The organism is Verrucosispora sp. ts21, assembly GCF_002879555.1.
GTDB classification, from domain to species: domain Bacteria; phylum Actinomycetota; class Actinomycetes; order Mycobacteriales; family Micromonosporaceae; genus Micromonospora; species Micromonospora gifhornensis.
Genome location: NZ_PNOZ01000015.1, coordinates 47,056 through 67,285 on the forward strand (window position 1 = coordinate 47,056; position 20,230 = coordinate 67,285).

Annotated in this window: 15 protein-coding genes; 12 read left to right on the forward strand and 3 right to left on the reverse strand. The window is 71.3% G+C overall.

The annotated features are described in order from the left end of the window. The first annotated feature begins 164 nt into the window (after window positions 1–164). The 12 genes from C1A38_RS08935 to C1A38_RS08990 all read left to right on the forward strand — a co-directional run bounded on the left by C1A38_RS08935 (window position 165) and on the right by C1A38_RS08990 (window position 18,216). A complete protein-coding gene (locus C1A38_RS08935) occupies window positions 165–2,993 on the forward strand; it encodes an amino acid adenylation domain-containing protein (RefSeq protein WP_158244872.1) in 2,829 nt (942 codons plus the stop codon). Beyond that, window positions 2,990–4,525, forward strand: coding sequence for an argininosuccinate lyase (locus tag C1A38_RS08940; protein WP_102657367.1), 1,536 nt, complete (start codon window positions 2,990–2,992; stop codon window positions 4,523–4,525). The genes C1A38_RS08935 and C1A38_RS08940 overlap by 4 nt, the downstream gene beginning before the upstream one ends. Beyond that, complete coding sequence (locus C1A38_RS08945) at window positions 4,522–5,418, forward strand: GHMP family kinase ATP-binding protein (RefSeq protein WP_102657368.1); 897 nt, start codon at window positions 4,522–4,524, stop codon at window positions 5,416–5,418. The genes C1A38_RS08940 and C1A38_RS08945 overlap by 4 nt, the downstream gene beginning before the upstream one ends. 8 nt (window positions 5,419–5,426) lie before the next feature. Beyond that, a complete protein-coding gene (locus C1A38_RS08950; RefSeq protein ID WP_102657369.1) occupies window positions 5,427–7,691 on the forward strand; it encodes a pyridoxal-phosphate dependent enzyme in 2,265 nt (754 codons plus the stop codon). Continuing rightward, on the forward strand, window positions 7,688–8,719 hold the full coding sequence (locus tag C1A38_RS08955) for a GntG family PLP-dependent aldolase (protein ID WP_102657370.1): 1,032 nt from the start codon (window positions 7,688–7,690) through the stop codon (window positions 8,717–8,719). Before C1A38_RS08950 ends, C1A38_RS08955 begins: the two co-directional genes overlap by 4 nt. Beyond that, window positions 8,716–9,663 carry a TauD/TfdA family dioxygenase gene (locus C1A38_RS08960; protein WP_102657371.1) on the forward strand — a complete coding sequence of 316 codons (948 nt, stop codon included), beginning with the start codon at window positions 8,716–8,718 and terminating at the stop codon, window positions 9,661–9,663. The genes C1A38_RS08955 and C1A38_RS08960 overlap by 4 nt, the downstream gene beginning before the upstream one ends. Before the next feature lie 74 nt (window positions 9,664–9,737). Continuing rightward, a complete protein-coding gene (locus C1A38_RS08965; protein ID WP_146017489.1) occupies window positions 9,738–10,478 on the forward strand; it encodes a thioesterase II family protein in 741 nt (246 codons plus the stop codon). Window positions 10,479–10,483: 5 nt separating this feature from the next. After that, window positions 10,484–11,740 (forward strand): DegT/DnrJ/EryC1/StrS family aminotransferase, encoded by a 1,257-nt coding sequence (locus C1A38_RS08970; RefSeq protein WP_102657373.1) that lies wholly within the window; start codon window positions 10,484–10,486, stop codon window positions 11,738–11,740. Then, window positions 11,737–12,795: an ATP-binding protein gene (locus C1A38_RS08975; RefSeq protein ID WP_102657374.1), complete on the forward strand. Its 1,059-nt coding sequence runs from the start codon at window positions 11,737–11,739 to the stop codon at window positions 12,793–12,795. Before C1A38_RS08970 ends, C1A38_RS08975 begins: the two co-directional genes overlap by 4 nt. Beyond that, window positions 12,792–14,102, forward strand: coding sequence for an MFS transporter (locus C1A38_RS08980; protein WP_102657375.1), 1,311 nt, complete (start codon window positions 12,792–12,794; stop codon window positions 14,100–14,102). The genes C1A38_RS08975 and C1A38_RS08980 overlap by 4 nt, the downstream gene beginning before the upstream one ends. After that, the gene (locus tag C1A38_RS08985) at window positions 14,099–14,737 is read left to right on the forward strand and encodes a class I SAM-dependent methyltransferase (protein ID WP_102657376.1); all 639 of its coding nucleotides are present in this window, start codon (window positions 14,099–14,101) and stop codon (window positions 14,735–14,737) included. The genes C1A38_RS08980 and C1A38_RS08985 overlap by 4 nt, the downstream gene beginning before the upstream one ends. Then, entirely contained in the window at window positions 14,734–18,216 is a 3,483-nt protein-coding gene (locus C1A38_RS08990; RefSeq protein ID WP_102657377.1) for a condensation domain-containing protein, read from the forward strand. The genes C1A38_RS08985 and C1A38_RS08990 overlap by 4 nt, the downstream gene beginning before the upstream one ends. 58 nt (window positions 18,217–18,274) lie before the next feature. Here C1A38_RS08990 and pyrF read toward each other — a convergent pair whose 3' ends face one another. From pyrF to C1A38_RS09005, 3 genes are read right to left on the reverse strand one after another with little or no spacing between them, the layout of a single operon-like run. After that, window positions 18,275–19,132 (reverse strand): orotidine-5'-phosphate decarboxylase, encoded by an 858-nt coding sequence (gene pyrF / locus C1A38_RS08995; protein ID WP_102657378.1) that lies wholly within the window; start codon window positions 19,130–19,132, stop codon window positions 18,275–18,277. Then, window positions 19,132–19,851: an HAD family hydrolase gene (locus C1A38_RS09000; protein WP_102657379.1), complete on the reverse strand. Its 720-nt coding sequence runs from the start codon at window positions 19,849–19,851 to the stop codon at window positions 19,132–19,134. The genes pyrF and C1A38_RS09000 overlap by 1 nt, the downstream gene beginning before the upstream one ends. Then, a complete protein-coding gene (locus C1A38_RS09005) occupies window positions 19,848–20,063 on the reverse strand; it encodes an MbtH family protein (protein WP_102657380.1) in 216 nt (71 codons plus the stop codon). The genes C1A38_RS09000 and C1A38_RS09005 overlap by 4 nt, the downstream gene beginning before the upstream one ends. Between the last annotated feature and the right edge of the window lie 167 nt (window positions 20,064–20,230).

Genomic DNA, 20,230 nt, shown 5'->3' on the forward strand with positions numbered 1-20,230 from the left:
AGTTGTGCAGAGATTACAGTAGTTGTCGGACGCTGACTATGGATCGGTGCTGGGGGAGGGGCGAGTACGTGACAGAGTCGCTACCGGAATTGGTCGACCACCATCGATGGGAGCTGTCCGAGGCCGCGGCTACGGCCGTGACGAGGGCGGCCCGCAGCGCGCAGGTGCCAACCCGACAGGTGGTCGCGGCGGCCTGGGCCAAGGTCAGGTCGGTCCTGACCGGTGACCCCGAGCTGCCGCCCGGACCCTGGCGCGGCCTGCTCGGCACCGACACCGGCGAGGCCACGCCCGTCGGCGAACCGCCCACCGCCGTCGAGCTGGAACACCCCGCCGACCTGCTGCGCGGCGTCGACGCGTCACGAATCGGCGAGTACCTGGACGGGGTGCTGCGGGCCATCGCCGCGGACCTGGACGCGCCGCACGAGAAGCACTCGCTGCTCACCGGCAAGGACGTCTGGCGGCAACTGCACGTGTTCCACGGCGAGCTGCGCGAGCTGCCCGACCGCCGGGCACACGAGCTGATCGGCGAGCAGGCCCGGCGTACGCCCCATGCGGTCGCCGCCGTCCGCGGCGAACTGCGCTGGACGTACGCCGAACTGGACCAGCGCGCCAACGCGGTGGCGAACCGGCTCGTCGCGGCCGGCGCCCGTCCCGGCGACGTGGTCGCCGTGCTCAGCGACCGGACCCTGCCCTGGGTGGCCGCGATCCTCGGCATCCTCAAGGCCGGCCTGGTCTACCTCCCGGTCGACCCCGCCTACCCGCACTCCCGGATCGCCGGCATCCTGCGGCGCAGCGGAACCCGGCTGCTGCTGGCCGAGGTGCCGATCGAACCGATCGCCGACGTCCCGGTGCTGCCGCTGGAGGCCGCCGGACCGACAATCGACCCACAGGTGTCCGTACCGGCCGACGCCCCCGCGTACATCTACTTCACCTCCGGCTCCACGGGTGAGCCGAAGGGCGCGGTCTGCGCCCACGCCGGCATGCTCAACCACCTGACGGCCAAGATCGATGACCTTGGCCTCACCGAGCAGGACGCCGTCTGCCAGAACGCGCCGCAGTGCTTCGACATCTCCCTGTGGCAGGTGCTGGCGCCACTGCTCGTCGGTGGGCGGACCGTGCTCGTGCCGCCGCAGGTGATCCTCGACGTGGAGGCGTTCGTGTCCACTCTCGACCGGGAGCGGATCACCGTCCTTCAGGTCGTTCCCTCGTACCTCGAAGTCCTGCTCGGTCACCTCGACCTGAGTCCGCATCAACGTCCGGCACCACGGATCGTCTGCGTCACCGGGGAGGCCATCTCTCGCAGTCTCGTCGCCCGTTGGTTCGGTTGCTTCCCCGACGTTCCGCTCGTCAACGCCTACGGTGCGACCGAGGTCTCGGACGACACCACCCACGAGATCATGCGTGCGCTGCCCGCCACCGAACTGGTGCCGGTCGGCCGCCCGGTGCAGAACGTATCGGTGTACATCCTGGACAGTCAGCTCGCCCTGGTGCCCTTCGGCGCACCCGGACAGATCGCCTTCGCCGGCATCTGCGTCGGCCCCGGCTACATCAACGACCCGGACCGCACCGCGGCGGCCTTCGTGCCCGACCCGTTCCGACCCGACCAGCGGATGTACCTCACCGGCGACTACGGTCGCTGGCTGCCCAACGGGCATCTGGAGTTCCTCGGCCGGCGCGACGAGCAAGTCAAGATCAGCGGGATGCGGGTCGAGGTCGGCGAGGTCGAGAACACTCTGCTGCGGGTGCCCGGGGTGCGCTCGGCCTGCCTGGTGGTGGTGCCGATCGGGACGAGCAAACGCCTGGCCGCCTTCTTCACCGCCGACGAACCGGTGCCGGACCTCAAACGGCGGTTGGCGGACCTGCTGCCGGCCCACATGGTCCCCTCCACGGTGCACCAGCTCGACGCGTTGCCACTGACCGAGAACGGCAAGGTCGACAAGGCCGCACTCGTCGCCGCCGCGCTGCGGGCCGGCGCTCAGGCAACCGTGTCCCAGGAACGTGAACAGGCGACCAACCCGCTGGAGCGCCGGCTCGCGGCCGCCTGGGCCGAGGTCCTCAACCGCCCGCTCGAGGACATCTACCGCACCGACAACTTCTTCGCCCTCGGCGGCGACTCGCTCTCGGCGGTCCGGCTGGTCGTCAAGCTCAAGCACCTCATCACCCTCACCACCCTGACCAGCAACCCGGTGCTGGCCGACCTGGCCGAGGCAGCGAGTCGTACCGGTCAGGCGCAGCTGCTCCAGGCCCTGGCCACGCCGCAGGAGCCGGTGGCGACGGTGGTGACCGTGCCCGACGCGGCCGGCACCGCCCTCAACTTCCAACCGCTCGCCGCCGGCCTCACGGCGATGAACTGTGCTCTGCTCGCCACCGAACTGCCCGGGCACGACCTCGCCCGTCCCGAGGAGCCACTTGTGGACGTGGCACAGGTCGCCACCCGGCTGGCGGACGAGATCGCCGCACGGGTCGACACCCCGCTGATCCTCTGGGGCCAGGGCAGCGGCGCGGCTGTCGCGGTGGAATGCGCTCGCCTGCTGCACGACCGGGGTCGGCCCGCGGCCCGACTCGTCCTCGCCGCGGCCACCGCCGACCCGCATCAGCTCGCCGCGGATCTCGCCGAGGTGCAGGCGATGGGGGAGGGGGAGATTCGGCGACACATGGCCGCCCAGGCGACCTACACCGAACTCGACGAACTCAAGAGCGAGCGGGAGGCGCTCATCGAGCGGGCGTACCGCCACGACACCCTCGGCGCCGCGCACTTCCTCCGGCACGCGCGCGACGGGTGGCCGGCACTGGCGGTGCCGACCTGGGTCGTCGTCGGCGACGACGACATGCGACTGGCCACCGAACCCCGTCCCGAGCTGGCCTGGCGGCACTTCGCCCCGACCGCCGAGCAGGTCGTCCTGCCCGGTGCAGGACGGCACTTCCTGCGCACCCACGCCGACGAGGTGGTCACCCTCCTACGGTCGATCGTGACCACCCGGACCGGCGCGTGAACGGGCAGCCCGTGGTGGAGCCGACCGCGATGCCGCTCACCGGGCGGCTCGGCCGTACCCCGTCCGTCGTCCTGCACGAGCACGTCCTGGCACCGCAGTTCCAGTTCGAGGTCGACCACCTGCTCGGGTGGTACCGGGTCGTCGAGCGGGTGCTGCTGGCCGAGTACACCCGGATGGGGCTGGTCACCGAGCCCGAGGCAGCCGCCATCGCCGCACTGCTCGACACGGCCACCGCCGACCGGATCACCGCCGACCCGGCGGCCAACCTCTCCGACATCTGCCTGGCGCTGGAGCGGCACGTGCTGGCCGGGCTGGCGACGGTGCCGTCCGCCTGGCACGTGGACCGCAGCCGCAACGACATCCAGGCCACCGCCCAACTCCTGTACGCCCGCAGCGAGCTGCTCGACATCGCCGAGGCGCTGGTGGAGCTCACCCGGGTCGCCCGGCACCGGGCCGCCGCCGTGACGCACCTGCCGATGCCCGGGTACACCCACCTGCAGGCAGCCCAGGTCAGCACGCCGGGCTTCTTCCTCAGCGCCCTCGTCGAGCACTGCCTACGGACGCTACGGCGGCTCCTGGCCACCTACGACGAGATCAACCTGAGCCCGCTCGGTGCGGGTGCGCTCACCGGTCAGGAACTGCCCTGGGACCGGGACCGGATGGCCCTGCTGCTCGGCTGCGCCAGTCCGCATCCGCACGCGCTGACCGCCGTGGCGTCCCGGGCCTGGGCGTTGGAGATCGCCGGCGAGCTGTCCCACTTCGGGGTGGGGACGAGCCGGTTCGTCACGGACCTGATGGCCTGGGCCAGCAGCGCGTACGGCTTCGTCGAACTGCCCGACGAACTCGCCGGCATCTCCGCAGCCATGCCGCAGAAGAAGAACTATCCGGTGCTGGAGCGGATCCGGGGTCGCACCGCCCACCTGACCTCCCTCGCCCTCGACCTGGCCACCGCGCAACGGGCCACCCCGTACAGCAACATGGTCGAGGTCTCCAAGGAGGCCGGGGCGTACCTGCACGACCTGTTCCGATCGGCGCGCGGGGTGCTCGCCCTGCTGCGGACGGTGCTGGAGAACCTGGACTGGCGGCCCGAGGCGATGCGGTCCGCCTGTGACCGGGAGTTCCTCGGCGGATTCACCCTCGCCAACCGGCTCACCCTCGACGAGAAGGTCCCGTGGCGGACCGCGCAGGTCATCGTCGGACGGTACGTCAGCGCCAAGCTGGCCGCCGGTGACCCCCTGGACCGACCCGACGCGTCGTTGCTGGCCGATCTGGCCGAAGCGGCGGGGTACCTGTTGACCGACCCGGCGGCGCGGCTGCGTGGGCTCGACAGCGAGGGGCAGTTGGCCGTCAAGTGCTCTGCGGGGTCCGCCCGTCCCGACCACGTCCGTGACCTGCTGGACCGCCAGGGTGTCGCGCTCGACGCGCTGGCCGGGCAGCTGGGACGTCGTCGGGCCACCGTCGAAGCCGCGATCCGGGAGGTCCACGCCCTCTTCGCGGCCGGCTCGCCCACCGCGGCGCGAGGACCGGCGTGAGCACCGGACAGGCGCACCGGTCCCGGACCGCCACCGGCGTCAGCTCCGCCTTCGGCACCTTCGGCGAGCTGCTCCAGGGGGTGCTGCCGGATCAGGTCGACTTCCTGGTCACCATGCCGATCGCCCGATGGGCCACGGCGACCTTCGAGCTGGCCGCCTCGGGCGGGGTCGGTGTCACCCCCGCGCACAAGACCAAGGCCCGACGACTGGCCGAGTCGATCCTCGCCGTCCACGCGCCGGGCGCCGGGGGACGACTGACGCTCGACGGCACCATCCCCGAAGGCAAGGGCCTGGCCAGTTCCTCCGCCGACCTGGTGGCGACCGCCCGCGCGGTCGCCAACGCCCTCGGCGTCCACCTGCCGGACACCGACATCGAGGACTTCCTGCGGGAGATCGAACCCACCGACGGCGTCATGTACCCGGAGGTGGTGGCCTTCGACCACCGGGCGGTACGGCTGCGCGCCCGGCTCGGCGTACTGCCGCCGCTGACCGTGGTCGGCATCGACGAGGGAGGCACGGTGGACACCGTCGCCTTCAACCGCATCCCGAAGCCGTTCCCCGCCGCCACCCGCGCCGAGTACGCCCGCCTGCTGGACACCATCACCACCGCCATCGCCGTGGGTGACCTGGCGACCGTCGGGCGAGTGGCCACCCGCAGCGCGGAACTCAACCAGCAGCTGCGGCCCAAGCGGTCGCTGACCGCGATGCTCGCGATCTGTGCCGAGGCGGGCGGGGTCGGTGTCGTGGTGGCCCACAGCGGTACGGCCATCGGCGTACTCCTGCCCCACCAGGCGCTCGGGTACGAGCGCCGCCTCGATCTGACCCTGCGCCGCTGTGCCGAACTCAGCGACCAGGTCCTGCTCTACCACGCCCTGTGCGTGGACTACCGATAGGAGCTGCGGTGCGTTTCGACTCCATGGTGGACGCCATCGGGCATACACCCCTGGTCCGGCTGCGGGCCTCCGGTGACGTGCACCTGTTCGCCAAGCTCGAACTACAGAACCCGTACGGGATGAAGGACCGGGTCGCCCGTGAGGTGGTGCTCGCGGCGCGGGAGTCCGGTGAGCTGGCCCCGGGGGCACCGATCGTGGAGAGTTCCTCCGGGACGTTGGCGCTCGGGCTGGCGCTGGTCGGAACCGTGCTCGGTCACCCGGTGCACATCGTCACCGACCCCCGCATCGACCCGATCACCCTGGCCAAGCTCCGCTCGCTCGGCTGTGTCGTGCACGTGGTACCGGCGATGGCACGCCACGGCTGGCAGAGCGCACGCCTGGAGCGCCTCGCCGAACTGCGCCGGGAGCTGCCCGGCGCGTACTGGCCGCAGCAGTACGGCAATCCGCTGAACCCGCGGGCGTACCAGGCGCTGGCCCGGGAGATCGTCACCGACCTGGGACCGGTCGACGTGCTCGTCGGCTCGGTGGGCAGCGGTGGCTCGCTCTGTGGTGCCGCCCGCGCGTTGCGCGCGTACCAGGCGGAGCTGCGGGTCGTCGCGGTCGACTGCGTCGGCAGCGTCCTGTTCGGTCAGCCCGATCTGCCCCGCCGCCGGCAGAGCGGTCTGGGCAACAGCCTGCACCCGGAGAACCTCGACCACACGGTCATCGACGAGGTGCACTGGCTCAACGACCGGGAGGCCTTCGCCGCCACCCGCGACCTCGCAAGGGAACAGGGCATCTTCGCCGGCAACTCGGCCGGATCGGTGTACCAGGTGATGAAGGGGCTGACCGGACTGCTCGCCCCGGGGACCCGGGTGGTCGGCATCCTGCCCGACAGGGGCGACCGCTACGCCGAGAACCTCTACGACGACGGGTACTGGGCCGAGCAGAACCTCGACGACCTTCCGCTGGCCCGCGAGCCGGTGCAGGTGCCGTACGGCAGCCGCATCACCTCGTGGTCGTACGCGGCGGTGCCGTCACGGGAGCTGGTCTTCGTCGAGTCCAACACCACCGGCACCGGCATGCTCGCCCTGCACCAGGCGGTACGACTGGGCCTGCGCCCGGTTCTGCTGACCCATCGTCCGGGACGGTATTGCGGGCTGCCCGACACCCCGGCGGAGGTCGTCGAGTGCGACACCAACGACGTCGACGCCCTGCGCGCGCTGCTGTCCCGGCGGAGGTCCCTGGCCGGCGTCACCACCACGAGCGAGTTCTACCTGGAGACCGCTGCCACCCTGGCGGGCGGCCTCGGCCTGCCCGGTAGCAGCGCGGACGCGGTGGCGGCGTGTCGGGACAAGGCGCGTACCCGTGACCTGCTGAGCCGGGCGGGGTTGCCGCAGCCGCGGTACTCGGTGGTCCGTGCGCCGCACGAGGTCGCGGCTGCGGTGGCGCGGGCCGGGCTGCCCTGCGTGGTCAAGCCGACGGGCGACTCCGCCTCGACCGGGGTGCGGCTGTGTCGCACCGAGGCGGAGGCGCAGGCCCAGGTGGCGGCGCTGCTCGCGGTCACCGTGAACGTCCGTGGCCAGGCCACGAATGCGGCAGTGCTGGTCGAGCAGTATCTGCGCGGTGCGGAGGTGAGTGTGGAGACCTTCGCCGCCGAGGGGCGCGTGGAGATCGTCGGCATCACCGACAAGACGATCGGTCCCGAGCCGTACTTCGTGGAGACCGGTCACATCTTCCCGGCGCCGCACCGACCGGAGAGCGAGGCGATCCGACAGACCGCCCGCTCGGCGCTCGCCGCGGTCGGGCTCGCGCACGGCGCGGCGCACATCGAGATGCGGCTGACCGAGGCCGGACCGGTCGTCGTCGAGATCAACGCTCGGCTGGCCGGCGGCATGATCCCCGAACTGATCCGCATCGCCACCGGGCTCAACATGGTGGAGCGGCAGCTGAGGGCGGCGAGCGGCCTGCCGCTGGAGCCGCTGGCACCCGCGACCCGGTACGCCGGGATCCGCTTCCTGACCACCGCGACCACCGGGGTGTTGCGTGCCGTCGACGGCGCCGATGAGGTCGCCGCGCTGCCGGGCGTGCACGACGTGACGGTCACGGCACGTGTCGGTGCAGCCGTAGGCCCGGCCACCGACGCCTACGGGCGACTCGGCTGGGTGATCGCCGACGGCGACAGCCCCGAGGAGGTACGGGCCCGCCTCGACCAGGCCCTGGCCCGCATGGCACTGGACGTGACGCCCGCGTCGGACGCGGCGGCTGACGAGAAAGTGACGGTATCCGCATGATCGAGATGCGCAGTGACACCTTCACCCTGCCGACGGAGCAGATGCTCGCCGCGATGACGAGCGCCCCGCTCGGCGACGACGTCTACGGCGAGGACCCGACAGTCCGTGAGCTGGAGGAGACGAGCGCGCAGCTGACAGGTAAGGAGGCGGCCTGCTTCCTGCCGAGCGGCACGATGGCCAACCTGTGCGCGATCATGGCCCAGGTGCCACGCGGCGCGAAGGTCATCGTCGGCGACGAGTCCGACATCTACCTGTACGAGGCCGCCGGGGCGAGCGTCTGTGCCGGGGCGGCCTACGAGCCGGTCCGCACCGACGAGGAGGGGCGTCTTCCGCTCGACGGGCTCGCTGCGGCCTTTCCCGCCGACCCGGACGACCCGCAGTTCGCGCTGCCGGCGTTGATCTGCCTGGAGAACACCCACAACAGGGCCGGCGGCATCGTGCTCGACGAGGCGTACCTGCGCGCGGTGCGGGACTTCGCCGACGAGCGGGGAGTTCCCGTCCACCTCGACGGGGCGCGCCTGTTCAACGCCGCACTGGCGGCCGGTACCACCGTCGAGGCCGTCGCGCGGCACGCCGACACCGTGCAGTTCTGTCTGTCCAAGGGGCTCAGCGCTCCGGTCGGTTCGATGCTCACCGGCCCCGCCGAGGTCATCGGCCGGGCCCGCCGGGTGCGCAAGTTGCTGGGCGGTGGGATGCGGCAGGCGGGTGTGCTGGCGGCGGCGGGGCTGATCGCCGTGACACGGATGCCGCAGCGACTCGCCGAGGACCACGCGAACGCGCTGCGCCTCGCCGAAGGGCTGGCGCAGCTGCCCGGGGTGACCCTCGACCCGAAACGGGTGCAGACCAACATCGTCCTGTTCCGGCTCGCCGACATGCCGTGGGAGCGGTTCGTCGCCGAGACGGCCGACCTCGGACTGCGGGTGGCGGAGTTCGGGCACGGTCGGATCCGTGCCGTGACCCACCGCGGTGTCAGCCGTGCCGACGTCGACCGGGCCGTGGAGATCGTCGGGCGGGTGGTGGCGCGGTGACCGCGGTCGCGAGCGGCGGCCGGGTCGTCGAGCCGTGGCGGGTCCACGCCGGCACCGACGACTGGCTGTACGACAACCGTGTCGAGCTTCGTCAGCGGCTCACCGAGACCGGCGTGGTGCACCTGCGGGGGCTCGGGCTCGATTCCCCCGAACGGTTCGCGGCGGCCGTCGAGGCGCTGGTACGGCCCTGCCCGCGCCGGGAACCGTTCGCACCACGGCCACACCTGGGCGGGCCGGTGTACGGGCCGCCTGCCTGGCCGTCCTACCGGGACATGTGCCCGCACAACGAGCAGAGCCACGCCCTGGTGTTTCCCGGCACGCTGCTGCTGGCACACCCGCCAGGGGCGGCGGCGACCGGGCGGACCCTGCTCGCCGACGGGGTCGAAGCGTTGTCCCGGATGCCGTCGAGGGTGCGGGACGCGTTCGTCACGCGGGGGTGGATGCTGGTCCGCAACTTCCGGCCGTACGTGGGCATGGGGTGGCGACAGGCGTTCGGGGTGGAGACGGTCGCCGAGGTCGAGGCGTACTGCGTCGGACAGTCGATCGGGTACGAGTGGCTGCCCGACGGCACGTTGCGTACCCGGCAGGCTCGGGCCTCGACGCTCGCGCATCCGGTGACGGGCGTGACGGCGTGGTGCAACCAGATCGCCTTCCTCAGCGAATGGAGTCTCCAGCCCGAGGAACGCGAGGTGCTGGTGGGGGCGTACGGCCGTACGGGGCTGCCCTTCAACACCTTCTTCGGTGACGGGGAACCGGTGCCGGCTGAGGACCTGGCGGCGGTGCAGGAGGCGATCGACGCGTCGACGTTCGACCTGTCGTGGAGGCCGGGGGACGTGGTGCTCGTCGACAACGTGCGGATGGGGCACGGGCGTAGCGCCCACGACGGTACGTGGCCGCTGTGGGAGGCGCAGGGCGACCCGATTCCCGCTGTTGACTTTGCATGACTCCTGTCATGACTTGAGCCGTTAACTCTGGTAAGTTTCGTTGTCATCGGCAGTCAAGACGAGTTGAGGTGCTGATGAACAAGTGGGTGAGCATCGCCACGCCGAACCCAACCGCTCCCACGCGGTTGTTCTGCTTCCCGTACGCAGGCGGCGGCGCCTCCGCGTACCGGGAGTGGCACCGCTGGCTGCCGCAGGTCGAGGTGGCCGCCGTGCAGTTGCCGGGGCGGGAGAACCGGCTCGGGGAACGACCGATCGCCGCCATGGACCGCCTGCTCGATCTGCTGGTCGAGGCCCTCGACCCGCTGCTGCGGCAACGCCCCTTCGCCTTCTTCGGCCACAGCATGGGCGCCCGGATCGCGTACGCGCTGACCCGCCGGCTCGAACAGGACGGCGCGCCCCTGCCGAGCTGGCTGTTCGCCTCCGGCAGCCCCGCACCGTGGCTGCGGATCCCCGAAGCGGCCTGGGCCGAGCCCGACGACCGGCTGCTGGCCTGGCTGGCCGACCTCGGCGGTACGCCCCCGGAGGTGCTCGACAGCCCGGACCTGATGCAGCTGGCGCTGCCCGTCATCCGCGCCGACCTGACCCTCGGCGCCACCTGGCAGTACCCGTACACCACCCCGTCGTCGGTGCCGGTACATGCCTTCGCCGCCACCGACGACGACTACGCCACACCGCAGCGGGCTCGGGCCTGGGAACGCGAGACCACCGGCCCGTGCCGGGTGAGCGTCTTCCCGGGCGGGCACTTCTTCCTGCACGAACACACCGCACAGATACTCCGGTTGATCGACGAAGACCTGCTCAGCGTGGCGCGGTGACGGCCATGACCTCCACCGGACTCGCCGCCACTGCGCCCGCCATCGACCACCCGCAGCAGTGGCCGGTCTACGACACTCAGGCTGTCGCAAGAGCCACCGACCTGATCCGCGCCGGCCGCACCTTCGACTACCGGCACGGCCCCGAGATCGCCGAGATCGAGCAGTTGTTCTCCGAACACCTGGACGGTCGACACGTCCTCGCGGTCAACTCCGGCACCAGCGCGTTGCTCGCCGCGTACTACGTCCTCGGGCTCGGCCCCGGTGACGAGGTGCTGGTGCCGTCCCTGACCTTCCTCGCCACCGCATCGCCGCTGTTCGTGCTCGGCGCCACCCCGGTGCTCTGCGACAGCGCAGCGGCCAACGGCAACGTCACCGCCGCCAGCCTGGCCGAGCGGATCACCAGCCGGACCCGGGCCATCGCGGTCACCCACCTGTTCGGTCACCCCTGCCCGATGGCGGAGATCGCACAGCTCGCCCGCGAACGGTCACTGGCGCTGATCGAGGACTGCTCGCACGCCCACGGATCGACGATCGACGGAGTCCCGGTGGGCACCTTCGGCGACCTCGCCGTCTTCAGCATCGGCGGACTCAAACTCGTCAGCGGTGGGATGGGCGGTGTCCTCGCCTGCCGCGACACCCGCCACTACGACCTGGCGTGCCTGCTGAGCAGCTTCCGGCAACGCAGCAACCTCACCGTCCGGGATCCGGCGTTGCGTCGCCTCGCCGACGTCGGGCTGGGCGGCAACCTGCGGATCAGCCCCGTCGCGGCCGTCCTGGCCAGCAGCCACATGCGACGGCTCGACGCGCTGGTACGCGCCAAACACGACAACGCCACCGCACTCGTCGCCGCGCTCAGCACCCACCCGGGCATCGAAGGGCTGGGCGTCACGGCCGGACACACCATGGGCGGCTGGTACGACATCGTGCTGCGCGTCGACCCGCTGCGCGCCGGCTTCGACCGCGACGAACTGATCGCCGCGCTGAAGCGGCACGGCGTACGGGCCGGTGTGCCGCAGACCGCCCCGCTGCACCGTACGTCGGTCTTCACCGGCGCCCGGCCACCGACCTGGCACGCCTACTCACCGGCCACGTTGCGCCGACGCTTCACGTACGCCCCGGAGGACCTTCCGGTGAGCGCTCGGCTGCACGACGAGTGGATCAGCCTGCCGGCGACCTACTTCAACGAGCCGCAGGAGGAACTGCTCGGCGCGTACCGGCGGGCTGCCGAGCGGGCGCTGTCCGACCTGGCGGCGACCCGATGAGCCAGACCTCGGTCTACCTCGTCGGCGTGCAGAGCCTCGCCAGCTGGTTCACCCACTTCGTCCAGTGGCGACCGGGCGATCGGCACCTGCATCTGGGGGAGGGGCCGGTCGACGCCGAGGCGCTCCAGCGCAGCTTCCAGGGCCTCGACGCCGCCACCGCCGTCTTCCTCACCAGCCACGACACGCTGTTACGCGACCGGGAACTCGCCGCCGGGCTGCGCGTCGCCGGCCACCGGGTCATCGTCCAGTCGGCGAGCGCGGCGAGCCTCGGCCTCGACAAGGTGGCGATGAAGCGCTTCTTCGACCGGCACGGCATCCCCACCGCGCCGTGGCGGTACCAGGACGAGGGCACCCTCGACGGAGCCGGCGACGACCTGCTGGTGGTGAAGGGCCGCAACAGCACCCAGAGCATCGGTATCCGGATGGCCACCGAGGTGACGTCGTCCCCGCAGTACTTCACCGAACGGTACGCCGACGGTGTGGAGTACTCGGTCGTGGCGCACCGGACCGGCGGGCGCACCATCACCCTCCCGCCGGTCTGGAAGGGACCCACCTCGCCGATGCTGGTCCCACCGTGGCGCCGGCTGCGGCTGTGCCCCGCCCCCGGTCTGACCCCGGCCCTCGACACCTGGCTGCGCGACACCACCGAAACGATCGCGCAGGCCGCCGACGTCGACGGCTACCTGGAAGTGGAGTTCCTGGTCCAGGCCGACGGCACCGGTCTGGTCCTGGAGATCAACCCGCGGATCTGCGGCACGCTGCGCATCGCCGCGCTGGCCGCCGAGGTTCCCGTCTTCTCGCTACACCACCTGACGTCGTCGGCGGCGCTGCCGGCCCTCCGGTACGCCGCCGAGGTCCCGTACACCGGCGCGTCGTTCAACGACCCGGCACAGCAGGTGTACGCCACCTCGCGGCTCACCGTCGCCGCGCCGGACCCGACGACCGTCATCACCGCGCTTCGCCGGCACGCCGGTGACCGCGCACTGCTCTACGACCCCTGGACCACCGGCAACGCGCCGACCCTGCTCGGAGCCCGAGAGGAAACCCCGTTATGAGCACCGAAACCGTCCGCGATGGAGCACCGTCGGATGACGGAGCTCCACCACCCTCGCTGAACCGGCACCGCGACTTCAACAAGCTCTGGCTCGGGCAGGGGATCTCCGCCTTCGGCACCGAGATCACCACCCTGGCGTTGCCGCTCACCGCGATCCTCATTCTCGATGCGAGCGCCACCCAGATCGGCGTCATGTCGGCGTTGCGGGAGCTGGCCTTCCTGGGCCCTCTCCTGTTCTTCGGCGTCCTCGTCGACCGGATGCGCCGACGTCCGTTGATGATCGGTACCGACCTGGCCCGTGCCTTCGTGATCGGTCTCGTGCCGGTGCTGGCCTTCCTCGACTCGCTGACCATGATGGTGATGTACCTCGTCGCCTTCACCGTCGGTTGCCTCTCGGTCATCTTCGACCTGGCCTACCGCTCCTACCTGCCCAGCATCGTCTCCCGCGAGCAGTTGATGGCCGGCAACAGCCGGCTGCAGGCCACCGACTCGCTGTCCCAGATCGCCGGTCCCGGCCTGGCCGGTCTGCTCGTGCAGGCGCTGCGAGCGCCGTTCGCGCTGGTCATCGACGCGATCTCATTCGTCGCCTCGGCGATCGCCATCGCGCTGGTGAAGACCCCGGAGCCGCCGGTCGAGCGCTCCGCCGAGGACATCGGTCGCGGCTGGCGGGGAGTCTTCAGCGACATCGGCAACGGCATGCGGATCACCGTCCGGCACCCGGTGGTCCGGGCCCTGGCCGGCAACAGCGCCACCTTCAACTTCTTCTCGATGCTGATGCTCACCCTCTTCGTGCTGTACGCGACCCGCGAGTTCGGCATCACCCCGGCCGCGCTCGGCTTCATCTTCGCCGCCTTCGGCGTCGGCGGTCTGCTCGGCGCGGTGACCATGGGACGGCTGCTGAAGGTGTTGGGCTACGGACGGCTGCTGATCGTCGCCTACCTGCTGGCGGTCGTGCCGATCGTGGCCATACCGTTCGTCGACGGTTCGCCGACCACCGCCGCGATCCTCTTCGGGATCATCCACTTCGTGGTCGGTTACGGCATCGTCTCGTCGAACATCGCCGAGATGACCATGCGTCAGATGGTGATCCCCCAGCACATCCTGGGTCGGGTCAACGCCAGCTTCCGGTTCCTCATCGGTGGCCTGGTGCCGATCTCCGCGCTGGTGGCGGGCCTGCTCGGTGACTCCATCGGGTTGCGGGCAACGCTGTTCATCACCGCCGTGGGCATCCCGCTGTCGCTGCTGTGGCTGATCTTCTCGCCGATTCCGAAGTTGCGCACCGTTCAGGACGTGGAGGCGACGGCATGAGTGGTCCGACGCTCGACGGTGGCTGCGACCGCGGTTACGCGATGAGCCCCTGCCTGTGGGGACGTGAGCCGGAACCGGTCGTCGAGAGCCTGGCCCAGCGCACCTCGCTGGAGGGCCTCCGGGTGCTGGACGCCGGCTGCGGCGAAGGGCGCAATGCCGCGTTCCTGGCCCGACACGGTGCGCTCGTCGACGCGACCGACGTGTCCGAGTTGGCGTTGCGCAACGCTCGGGGGGCGTGGCCGGACGAGGTGGGGATCACCTGGTCGGTGCGGGACGTCCTCACCCAACCGTTGCCGCCCGCCAGCTACGACGTGGTGGTCTTCGACAGTGTGGCGCACTGGCTCGCCGACGAGGCGTCCGTCGCCGCCGCGGTCACCGCCCTGCAACGGGCCACCCGGGTCGGCGGCTGGCACGTCCTGTGCGCCTTCAACGACCGTGCCCAGGAACTGGACAACCACGTCAACCCGCCCCGCTGCATCCTGCCGCACGGCACTCTCGTCGGCTACTACCTCAAGCCGGACTGGGAACTTGTCGAGGTGCACGACGACGACGTCCTCTCCTCCCACGCCGACCAGCCCATCCCGCACCGGCACTCGGCCACCCGGCTCCTGGCGCGGCGGTGGGGGACAGGGTGACCGGCATCGAGATCCCGCGTGGCCGGCTGGCGCCGTTGTCGTTCCCGCAGGAGCAACTGTGGCTGATGGAGAGCCTCGCTCCCGGCACCTACAACGAGGTCTGGGTGCTGCGGATCGAGGGCGAGCTGCGGGTGCCGCTGCTGCAACGGAGCCTCGACCTGATCCTGAGCCGGCACGAGGTGCTGCGCTCCACCTTCGACACCGTCGACGGTACGCCGGTCTGCCGCATCCTGCCCGAACTCACCATCGACCTGGGGCAGCCGACGGATCTGGCGTACGTGCCGGTGGCGCTACGCGATCAGATGGTCGCCGATCTCGCCGCCCTGGTCGCGGACCCTCCGTACGACCTGCGTGACGGTCCACTGGTCCGCGCCGCGCTGCTGCGATTCGACGACGCCGAGCACATCCTGGTCCTCGCCACCCACCACATCGTGGCCGACGGCTGGTCGCTGCGCGTGGTGCTGCACGAGATGCTTGCCGCCTACGAGGCGTTCGCTGCCGGGCGGGCACCTGAGCTGCCACCTCTGCCGTGCCAGTACCGGCACTTCGCCGAGGAACAGCGTCGGCTGCTCGACGGTCGGGAACTCGCCGAGGAACAGCGGTACTGGCGTGCCCAACTCGACGGGGCCGTGCCCGTGCTCCCGCTGCGTACCGGCGGTCTGCGTCCACCGGTCAAGTCACCGCACGGGCGACGGATCCAGGTGACCTTTCCGGCGAGCCTGGCCCGGTCGCTCTACCGGCACGCCACCGGCTGCCGCAGCACCCCCGCGGCCGTGCTGCTCGCCGCCTTCACCGCGGTCGTGCACCGCTACACCGGTCGGCAGGACCTGCTCATCGGCACCGCCAGTGCGGCCCGTCCGGACGAGCAGTGGGAGCCACTCGTGGGCTTCTTCGCCACGACGGTGCCGCTGCGCCTGCGGCCCCGCCCCGATCAGCCGTTCCACGAGCTCGTACGGCATGTGATGGAGGTCAGCCTCGACGCGCTGGATCACGACCGGCTGCCCTTCTCCCAACTTGTCGATCTGGTCCGACCCGACCGGGATCCGAGCTACCATCCGCTGATCCAGGTGGTCTTCTCGCATGCCGACGTCCGCGACGCGGAGCTGACCGGCGAGACCCTGCGCCTGCGGTACGAGCACGTTCCCCGGTCCCGGTCCCGCTTCGATCTGATCGTGGAGGCCCAGACCAGCCCGAGCAGCATCGGTTTCTGGCTGGAGTTCGACGAGGGGCTGCTTCCCGAGCCGTTCGTGCGGGCCCTCTTCGACCACCTGCGGTCCCTGCTGGCCGCGGCGATCGAGGCGCCCGGGATGGCGCTGACCGACCTGCCGATGCTCTCCGCCGCGGAGCGGGCCGTGGCCATCGCCGAGGTGCCACCTGTCGGTGTCCCGGTCCCCGCTGCGGAGCAGGTGGTGCAGGGCCTGGACACGCTCGCACCGCAGGGCGTGGTCGGCCGGATCGTCGCGGTCGACCCACAGCACGTCCGACTTGTCGGCGACCGCCTCCTGGCGGTGCACGGGCAGACCCTCACCGACACCGGCGACCTCGGATACGTCGACGGGCGGGGCGAGATCGTGCGGCTCGGCCCCCGCAACCAGCATCCGGTGATCAACGGATTGACCGTGCCGTTGGACGAGGTTGCCGCCACGATCTCGGTGCATCCCGGCGTCCGTGCCGCCGAGGTCGGCTACGACGGCACTCCGCCGGTGCTGCGTGCCCGGGTGACGTGCGCCGGCGACCCGGTCCCGACTGCTCGGCAGTTGGCCGAGTTTCTCGCCACCCGGCTGCCCCGGTACGCGATTCCCGCGGTGATCGACGTGGACCGCCCGGCGGCCGAGAGCACCGGCGACAGCGCGATCCTCGGCCAGGTACGCCGGAGCTGGCGGCAGGTGATGGGCCGGGACGACCTCGACGACGACGATGACTTCTTCGCCCTCGGCGGACACTCGATCCTGGCGGCGGAACTGGTGTCGCGGCTGCGTACCGAGCTCGGTCGGTCGGTGCCGATCCGGTGGATCTTCGAGGCCCCGACGGTGCGCTCCCTGGCCCGTCGGATCGAGCGGGAGGACACCGCCGGCCCGGCGCGGGCGCGCGTCGCCGCCCCGACCGGCGCCCCGGCCCTCGGTTCGGGTAGTGGGGCAGCGCCCGGGCCGGGGGCCGCGCCGGCCGGTACCGCGCCACTGACGGCGGCGCAGACCCAGATCTGGGTGCTGGACCGGCTCGCTCCCGGTCGGGCCACCTATCACAGCCCGCTGCGGGTCGACATCGGCGGCACACTCGACGTGGCCGCGCTACGGCAGGCGTTCGCGCAGGTGGTCGAGCGGCACGAGATGCTGCGCAGCGTGATCCGGTTCGTCGTCGACCGGCCGGTGCAGGTGCCGCAGCCGCAGGCTCCGCAGCTGTCGGTCACCGACCTGAGCGCGCTGCCACCGCAGGCGCAGGCGGCCGAGATCGACCGGCTCGCGCAGGCGCAGGCGCTGCGACCGTTCGACCTCGCCCGGGAGCCGGGCATCCGGGCAACCCTGGTCGTGGGTGCCGACGCACGGCACGTGCTGCTGCTCACCGTGCATCACATCGCCATGGACGGGGTGGGCTTCCAGGTGTTCTGTCGGGACCTGAGCGCCTGCTACAACGCCCTCGTCGGCGGAGCGAACCCGCCACCGACGGCGGCAGCCGGGCTGACCTGGCAGCAGTACGCCCGCTGGGAGGACGAGTGGCTGGGCGGCCCCGAGCCGGCCAGGCTGTGGGCGTACTGGGAGCAGGCCCTGGCGGGGTTGCCCGTGCTGGCGTTGCCGACGCCGCTGCCCCGGCCGCCGCTGCCCACCTTCGACGGTGACCAGCTCACGATCCTGCTCGACCCGGAGCGGACCGCAGCGGTGCTGCGGTTGGCCACCACCCAGCGGGTCAGCCCGTTCATCCTGGTCACCGCCGCGCAGGCGGCCTTGCTGCACCACCTTTCCGGCAGCCACGACGTGCCGATCGGCACGGTGGGGGAGAACCGCCGCCTGCCGGGGGCCCAGGAACTGCTCGGCTGCACCATCGCGACGCTGGTGCTGCGGGTGGACTGCGCCGGTGATCCGTCCTTCGCGCAGCTGCTGACCCGGGTACGGGACACGGTGCTGGGCGCGTACGACCATCAGGGCCTGCCGTTTCCTCAGCTGGTGCGGGCCGCCGCGATGCCGCGGCAACTGGACCGGCTGCCCCTGTTCCAGGTGGCGGTGGAGTGGCAGGAGCCCGACCGTAGCGGATGGAACCTGGCCGGCTGCACGGTCGACTGGCAATTCACCCGGCTCGACACGGCCCGCAACGACCTGTACTTCACCGCCGCCCTCCGGGCCGACCGGTTGGAACTCAGTGTCGAGTTCAACACCAACCTGTGGGACGCGCCGTCCGCGCGCGGACTGCTGACCCGCTGGCGTGACCTTCTGCTGGCGGCGACGCACCGACCCGACCAGCGGTTGTCCGAGCTGGCCGGGTCGTGAGCAGGCAGTCGGGATGTCGGTGCCCTCGATACGGCGGGGCATCGACATCCCGACCTGTCTAGCGGTGTCGCGCGATCTCCGCGTGCCACCACCGGATCCCGGCGCGCAGCGCCGTCGGCGCGGGACCGTGCCGCAGCACCCCGGTCGTCACCGTGAGCATCGCCCGGTCGGTCGCGTCCCGGACCGGGGCGAGGACCTCCTCGGTACGGCGGTCGGCCCGGCCCAGCCCGGGGATCTCCAGGACACTGTGCGGCAGGCGGCGGACCAGTTGCGCCGACTCGGGCAGCCGAGCACCCACCACCGCCGCCGCCGGTCCGGGCCCGGCGGTGCCGCAATGCTCGGTGTGCCATCCGGTCAGCGCGTCCGCGATCGCCTCGGCCGTGCTGGTGCCGCCGTCGGTACGGCTGCCCTGGACCTCTCCGGCACCGTGGTTCGACGTACGGACCAACGTGAAGACCGCGGTGCCGCTGTCCTGTGCGATCCGCAGCAAGGGGTGCAGTGTCGCGGTGCCCATGAATGCGCAGGTGGTGACCGCGTCCCCGCCGAGTTGGCTGTCCGGCCCGAGGTACAGATCCGCGTAGGCGGCCATCGTGTCGTCGGCGTCGCCGACCTTGGCGTCGAGGAGCACCAGCGCGTCCCGCTCGTGGGCGCCGTCGACGAAACGACGCAACGCCTCAAGCCCGGCGGTGCCATGGCGCAGATAGAACGGAACCTGCACCTTGTAACCGGCCACACCGTCGCCGGCCGCCTCCAGGATGATGTCGCCGTAGCGGTCCAGCGACTCGCTGGTGTCGTCCAGGTCCCACCGGCGCAGCCAGGCCGCCGACGGAGCGACCCCGAGGCAGAGGCTGCCCCGCTGGGCGCTCAGCCTCGACCACGTCCCGGCAAAGCTGGTCCCTTCTCGGGTCAGCGGCATCAGGATCCCTTCCGCACCGTCCGGGCAGCCAACAGCCGGACGAGCTGATCGAGTGTGGTGATGGTGGGTACGTCGGCCTGCCCGTCACCGGTACGGTCCAGCCATACCCCGGTCAGCCCGGCCGCGGTGGCGGCGCGGGCGTCGGAGTCGAGTCGGTCCCCCACGTAGACCGTCTCGGCGGGTGCGAGGCCGAGCCGGTCGCACACGGCGTGGAAGATCCGCGGGTCCGGCTTGGCCACCCCGTCGACGTCGTCACAGCAGACCAGCGCCTCCAGCCGGTCCCGGATGCCCAGTGCGGTCAGCTTGCGGTGCTGGTACGCCCGGTCGCTGTTGCTCATCGCCGCGAGGCGCACCTGCGCGTGCCGCAGGGTGTCGAGCGCGGGTAGCACGTCGGGGAAGAGCGCGAACGCCTCGTCGCAGTGTTCCAGGTACCGGGCCACCCAGGCGTCGATCTCGCTCTCCTCGGGACCCAGCGGGAATCCGGCCGTCGCACAGAACTCCCGTGCCCGGCGTCGACGTTGTTCGGTGAAGGTGCACTCACCGCGTAGGTACGCGGTGAAGTGGATCTGCTCCAGGTGTCGCCAGAGGGCGAGGTACCGTTCGGCGTCGGTGGGGCTCACCGTCCTCGTCGTGGCCAGGTGGGCCAGCAGACCGCGGCCGGTCGCCCCGGAGAAGTCGACAAGGGTGTCGTCGATGTCGAAGACGACGGCGCGGATCACCGCGTCGACGGCCGGGCCGCGAACTCGCGCAGGCTGCGCGGTCGCATGTCGGTCCAGACTTCTTCGATGTACGCGAGGCACTCCTCGCGGCTGCCCCGCTTGCCCGCCTCGCGCCAGCCGTTGGGCAGGCTACGTCCGGTCAACCAGAGAGAGAACTGCTCCTCGTCGTTGGAGACCACCACGTATTCGGCGTCGTCGTCCGCCACGCTCATAAGTCCTCCTCGGTCATGCGCTTCCGGAAGCATAACTGGAGACAACTGCAGTCTCAAATCTACCGACAAGGCGCTGACTCTAGTTATGCTTGGCGATCCGAGGGTTGTCGTGACGTGCGCGAGGAGGCAGCTGTGACGGCATCTGCGCCGCAGTCCAGACCGACGAT

What these genes read in the sequence shown, in the direction of transcription:
- C1A38_RS08955 (WP_102657370.1), top strand. Translation starts at nt 7,688, where the DNA reads ATGATCGAGATGCGCAGTGACACCTTCACCCTGCCGACGGAGCAGATG.
- C1A38_RS08965 (WP_146017489.1), top strand. Translation starts at nt 9,738, where the DNA reads ATGAACAAGTGGGTGAGCATCGCCACGCCGAACCCAACCGCTCCCACG.
- C1A38_RS08970 (WP_102657373.1), top strand. Translation starts at nt 10,484, where the DNA reads ATGACCTCCACCGGACTCGCCGCCACTGCGCCCGCCATCGACCACCCG.
- C1A38_RS08975 (WP_102657374.1), top strand. Translation starts at nt 11,737, where the DNA reads ATGAGCCAGACCTCGGTCTACCTCGTCGGCGTGCAGAGCCTCGCCAGC.
- C1A38_RS08980 (WP_102657375.1), top strand. Translation starts at nt 12,792, where the DNA reads ATGAGCACCGAAACCGTCCGCGATGGAGCACCGTCGGATGACGGAGCT.
- C1A38_RS08985 (WP_102657376.1), top strand. Translation starts at nt 14,099, where the DNA reads ATGAGTGGTCCGACGCTCGACGGTGGCTGCGACCGCGGTTACGCGATG.
- pyrF (WP_102657378.1), bottom strand. Translation starts at nt 19,132, where the DNA reads ATGCCGCTGACCCGAGAAGGGACCAGCTTTGCCGGGACGTGGTCGAGG.
- C1A38_RS09005 (WP_102657380.1), bottom strand. Translation starts at nt 20,063, where the DNA reads ATGAGCGTGGCGGACGACGACGCCGAATACGTGGTGGTCTCCAACGAC.